This is a genomic window from Metapseudomonas resinovorans DSM 21078 (assembly GCF_000423545.1).
GTDB lineage: Bacteria > Pseudomonadota > Gammaproteobacteria > Pseudomonadales > Pseudomonadaceae > Metapseudomonas > Metapseudomonas resinovorans.
Genome location: NZ_AUIE01000054.1, coordinates 1 through 4,372 on the forward strand (window position 1 = coordinate 1; position 4,372 = coordinate 4,372).

Sequence of the window (4,372 nt, forward strand, 5' to 3'; positions counted from 1 at the left end):
AGCGCCGTGGCGAACAGCGCCGCCGCCCGCATCGGGCCCACGGTGTGCGAGCTGGAAGGGCCGATACCGATCTTGAACAGGTCGAACACGCTGATGGCCATGCCGGTTCCCCGATTGAGGCAATGTAGGAGCGATAGGTGGGAGCGAACTCATTCGCGATGCGGGCCACAGGCCTGCCCTTCCCTACGGCGATTCTCCCGATCCAACGCCGGGGGAATCTGTCCGTATCCGACCCGAAAATGCCCCCCTCCACCGCCTCACCCACAGAAACCGGGGATCATGCTGTGGATAAGCTGTAGAGCCACCGCCCTGCCCCAGGCACGGCGCCGCTTCCAGCCGAATGGTCAATTCTTGAGCCATTTCAGCCACTTGTAGAAAGAGCTGCCCCCAGAATCTGTGCAGGGGCTTGTGGATAAGGTGTGAGCGTCCGGCCAGGGGCCCGGTGGCCGGGGCCTTTGCCGAAGCTGATCAATAACTGCACAGCTTGGGAGAAATTAAACACACGATTAAATTTTGTAACCCGTGCCAACCCCGGCTTTGGCTGCTGGTATAAAAGTTTCCGTTCAAATTATGAGCAGCCCGAAACCCAGGCTAACGTTCAAGTCACAAGAACAACGGAGACCCGCCCCATGAATCCCGGCACCCAGGCAGAGGCTGATTTCATCGTCCTGCCCAGCGACACCGCCAAGGCCCTGCCTCTTTCCCCTGACGACGATTTCCCCGAGGTGTTCGCCACCTCACGCATGATCGCCCTGATGGAGCTGGCCGCATCGCGCTGCATGCGCCCCCTGCTGCAGGACGGCCAGCTCTCGGTGGGCGTCGGTGTGGATATCCGCCATCTCGGCGCCACCCCGGTGGGCGTCCGCGTATCGGCCCGCGCCACCTTCCTCGGTCAGGAAGGCAAGCTCTACCTGTTCAAGGTCGAAGCCTTCGACGAGGGCGGCCTGATTGGCGAGGGCCAGCACAGCCGCGCCATCGTCGCCACCGACCGGCTGCTCGCCGGGGCCCATTCCCGCAACCAACGCTGAACCGAATTCCCCATGACACGACCCGATGCCCGGCCCCGGCGCTTGCGGCTGCCAGACGGCCGCACCCTGGCCTACCAACTCTACGGCGCCAGCGAAGGCCGCCCGCTCTACTACTTCCATGGTTTTCCCGGCAGCCGTCTGCAAGCCGCGCTGCACCATGAACAAGCCCTGGAGGCAGACGTCTGCCTGGTGGCGCCGGATCGGCCCGGTTTCGGCTGGTCCGACTACCAGGCTGGTCGCAGCATCCTCGGCTGGGCCGAGGACGTGGCCTTCATGGCCGATACCCTCGGCCACCGGCGCTTCGGCGTGCTCGGGGTGTCCTGTGGCGGCCCCTATGCGCTTGCCTGTGCCCATCAGATGGGTGAGCGCCTGAACTACGTCGGGTTGTTGGCCGGCATGGGGCCGATGGACATTCCCGAACTGCGCACGGCGCAACTCCCGGCACTCAAACTGATGTTCGGCCTGGCCCGGGTCCACCCCAGGTTGGCCAGTCCGCTCCTGGCGCTGGACAGCCTGCTGTTCAGGCATAACTCGGAACGGGCGGTAAAGGCGCTAGCCGGACTGCTGGCCGAACCGGACCGCCAATTGCTGGCAGCCGCCCCGGAGGCCGCCGGGGATTTCGCGGCGTTTCTCGCCGAAGCCTATCGCCAGGGCATCCGCGGCGCCTGCACGGAAGCTGCGCTGATCGCCTCACCCCGCCACTTCGCCCTGGAGGAGATCCAGGTGCCGGTGCACCTCTATCAGAGCGGCCTGGATCGTCATGTACCGGCGGTCATGGGCCGCCACCTGCAGGCGCGGCTGCCACAAGCGCACCTGCGGAGTTACCCACAGGAAGGCCATCTCTCCATCGTGATCAACCAGTTCCCCCAGGTGCTGGCGGATTTCAGTCACTCCAAGCAGAACGAGGCAGCCTGACATGAGCGACACCCTCACCTATCGCGGCGCGGTCTATCCCTGGCACTGCGACCACATGGGCCACATGAACGTGATGTGGTACGTCGGCAAGTTCGACGAGGCCACCTGGCAGCTCTTCACGCTGCTGGGCCTGGCACCGTCGCGCCTGCGCGAGGAGAACGCCGGCATGGCGGCGGTGGAACAGCAGATCGAGTACCGCCGCGAATTGCACGCAGGCGATGTCGTATCCATCCACTCCCAGGTGCTGGAGATGAAGGACAAGTCGATCCGCTTCCGTCATGAGATGCGCAACGACGAAACCGGCGAGATCGCCGCCGTCACCACCCTGGTGGGCGTTCACCTGGATACCCAGGTGCGCCGGGCGCGTGCCTTCCCCGCCGATATCCGCGAGCGTGCCGCCGCCTGGCAGCCGGCCGACTGAGGTCTATCCCCACAAAGCGTGGACGGTCCTGTGGACAAACTGTGGGATCGGCCACACAGCCCGCGTCTTGCCTGGCCCGCCGCCGACCGATCAAATTTTGATCAATCGTTCAGCTGGCTCAGGCAGGCCTGGGAAACCTTCAGCAGGCGCTGGTGGGTCTGTTCAGGCAGTGGGGTCTTCTGATCCTTCAACGTTTCCAGCTCGGTGCTGCTGAACTCGCTGCTGACCTGATCGGCCGCACAACTGCAGTACCGCTGCAGCTTGTCCTGCGCGATGCTGGCCTGGGCGCTGGTCTTGCACTCCTCGATGAAGTGGTCGCGCTCGCCGCTGGGCCACTCGGCGGCAACGACCGGCAAGCCGAACAGGGCGGGAACGAACAGGGCGATCAGGGTTGCGTAACGCATGGCGGTTCTCCTTCCTGGGTGGGGCGTCGCCTTGAAGCGCGCTATTGGGTTCTGAGGTGCCTTGTGAGGGTTGAGTTCCCGGTTCCTGACCAGGCGCCGCTGGCAGAAAAGGATGTCGCCTCGAGCGAATCCCGCGCGTCAAACCTGGCGTAAAGTTAGCTTCCATACGCCTGTGCCTGCAGGCGAACGGACAGAAGGACCAGGACATGACCGACCAGACCCAGCAATTCGCCAGCGACAACTACTCCGGTATCTGCCCGGAGGCCTGGGCCGCGATGGCCGAGGCCAACCACGGCCATGAGCGCGCCTATGGCGAGGACCAGTGGACGGCCCGCGCCTCCGACCATTTCCGCCAGTTGTTCGAGACCGACTGCGAAGTCTTCTTCGCCTTCAACGGTACCGCCGCCAACTCCCTGGCCCTGGCCTCCCTGTGCCAGAGCTACCACAGCGTGATCTGCTCCGAGACCGCCCACGTCGAGACCGACGAATGCGGCGCGCCGGAGTTCTTCTCCAACGGCTCCAAGCTGCTGCTGGCCAAGACCACCGACGGCAAGTTGACCCCCGAGGCGATCCGCGAGATCGCCCTGAAACGCCAGGACATCCACTACCCCAAACCCCGCGTGGTCACCCTCACCCAGGCCACCGAAGTGGGCACCGTCTACCGCCCCGAGGAAGTCCGCGCCATCAGCCAGGTGTGCAAGGAGCTGGGCCTGAACCTGCACATGGACGGTGCGCGCTTCTCCAATGCCTGCGCCTTCCTCGGCTGCTCGCCGGCCGACCTGACCTGGAAGGCCGGGGTGGATGTGCTCTGCTTCGGCGGCACCAAGAACGGCATGGCGGTGGGCGAGGCCATTCTCTTCTTCAACCGCGACCTGGCCGAGGACTTCGACTACCGCTGCAAGCAGGCCGGCCAACTGGCCTCGAAGATGCGCTTCCTCGCAGCGCCCTGGGTGGGCCTGCTGCAGGACGACGCCTGGCTGCACTACGGCAAGCATGCCAACGCCTGTGCACAACTGCTGGCCGAGCTGGTGGCCGACGTGCCCGGCGTCAGCCTGATGTTCCCGGTGGAAGCCAACGGCGTGTTCCTGCAGATGTCCGAGCCGGCGCTGGAATACCTGCGCGCCAAGGGCTGGCGCTTCTACACCTTCATTGGCGCCGGCGGTGCCCGCTTCATGTGCTCCTGGGATACCGAAATGGACCGCGTGCGCGAGCTGGCGGCGGATATCCGGGCGGCGATGGCGGTTTGATCCCAGCGTGACCGAGCACTGTAGATCCTATGCAAAGGCCGCCCGCACGCCGATTCTTAATCCGGGGGATAGAAGGTTTGGCCCAGAGGAGGAATCGACATGCGAACGGCCTACGTTGAACAGCATAGTGCGAATGAACCGGTCCTGGCAGTGGCGCTGGAGTTGGCCAAGGCCAGTTGGAAAGTGGCGCTGAGCGATGCCCGGCGCAACCCCCGGCTGAAGACAGTCGACGCACCGCAGCCCCTGGCGCGCCTGGAGCAGGTGGTGCAAACGATCGCGGAGACGCGCGCGCTCTGGGCGTTGCCGGCGTCCGCCAGAGTGGTCGTGGTGTATGAAGCGGGCCAGGATGGTTTCTGG

General features: G+C 64.9%; 7 protein-coding genes. 5 read left to right on the forward strand and 2 right to left on the reverse strand.

Annotation, left to right across the window (positions count from 1 at the left end; all coding sequences use genetic code 11):
* A partial coding sequence (locus G559_RS29280; protein WP_036997799.1) for a serine dehydratase beta chain occupies nt 1–101 on the reverse strand: 101 nt, incomplete at its 3' end.
* Between the two features lie 528 nt (nt 102–629).
* Between G559_RS29280 and G559_RS0123365 the strand changes: the two genes are divergently transcribed.
* The 3 genes from G559_RS0123365 to G559_RS0123375 are packed head-to-tail and all read left to right on the forward strand — an operon-like array spanning nt 630 to nt 2,364.
* Nucleotides 630–1,028 (forward strand): thioesterase family protein, encoded by a 399-nt coding sequence (locus tag G559_RS0123365; protein ID WP_028630554.1) that lies wholly within the window; start codon nt 630–632, stop codon nt 1,026–1,028.
* Nucleotides 1,029–1,040: 12 nt separating this feature from the next.
* A complete protein-coding gene (locus G559_RS0123370) occupies nt 1,041–1,943 on the forward strand; it encodes an alpha/beta fold hydrolase (protein WP_028630555.1) in 903 nt (300 codons plus the stop codon).
* Between the two features lies 1 nt (nt 1,944).
* On the forward strand, nt 1,945–2,364 hold the full coding sequence (locus tag G559_RS0123375) for an acyl-CoA thioesterase (RefSeq protein WP_028630556.1): 420 nt from the start codon (nt 1,945–1,947) through the stop codon (nt 2,362–2,364).
* A gap of 101 nt (nt 2,365–2,465) precedes the next feature.
* Here the strand turns inward: G559_RS0123375 and G559_RS0123380 are convergent, their stop codons facing one another.
* Nucleotides 2,466–2,768 (reverse strand): hypothetical protein, encoded by a 303-nt coding sequence (locus G559_RS0123380; protein WP_028630557.1) that lies wholly within the window; start codon nt 2,766–2,768, stop codon nt 2,466–2,468.
* 206 nt (nt 2,769–2,974) lie between these two features.
* On the opposite strand from G559_RS0123380, the gene G559_RS0123385 reads away from it, so the two are divergent.
* Together G559_RS0123385 and G559_RS29285 are read left to right on the forward strand one after the other, a co-directional pair.
* Nucleotides 2,975–4,015 carry a threonine aldolase family protein gene (locus G559_RS0123385; RefSeq protein ID WP_028630558.1) on the forward strand — a complete coding sequence of 347 codons (1,041 nt, stop codon included), beginning with the start codon at nt 2,975–2,977 and terminating at the stop codon, nt 4,013–4,015.
* Between the two features lie 99 nt (nt 4,016–4,114).
* Nucleotides 4,115–4,372: hypothetical protein (locus tag G559_RS29285; RefSeq protein ID WP_028630218.1), on the forward strand; the 258-nt coding region annotated here is incomplete at its 3' end.

Excerpts from the sequence above, each read along its gene's own strand:
- G559_RS0123375 (WP_028630556.1), top strand. The coding sequence starts at position 1,945 with ATGAGCGACACCCTCACCTATCGCGGCGCGGTCTATCCCTGGCACTGC.
- G559_RS0123385 (WP_028630558.1), top strand. The coding sequence starts at position 2,975 with ATGACCGACCAGACCCAGCAATTCGCCAGCGACAACTACTCCGGTATC.
- G559_RS0123370 (WP_028630555.1), top strand. The coding sequence starts at position 1,041 with ATGACACGACCCGATGCCCGGCCCCGGCGCTTGCGGCTGCCAGACGGC.
- G559_RS0123365 (WP_028630554.1), top strand. The coding sequence starts at position 630 with ATGAATCCCGGCACCCAGGCAGAGGCTGATTTCATCGTCCTGCCCAGC.
- G559_RS0123380 (WP_028630557.1), bottom strand. The coding sequence starts at position 2,768 with ATGCGTTACGCAACCCTGATCGCCCTGTTCGTTCCCGCCCTGTTCGGC.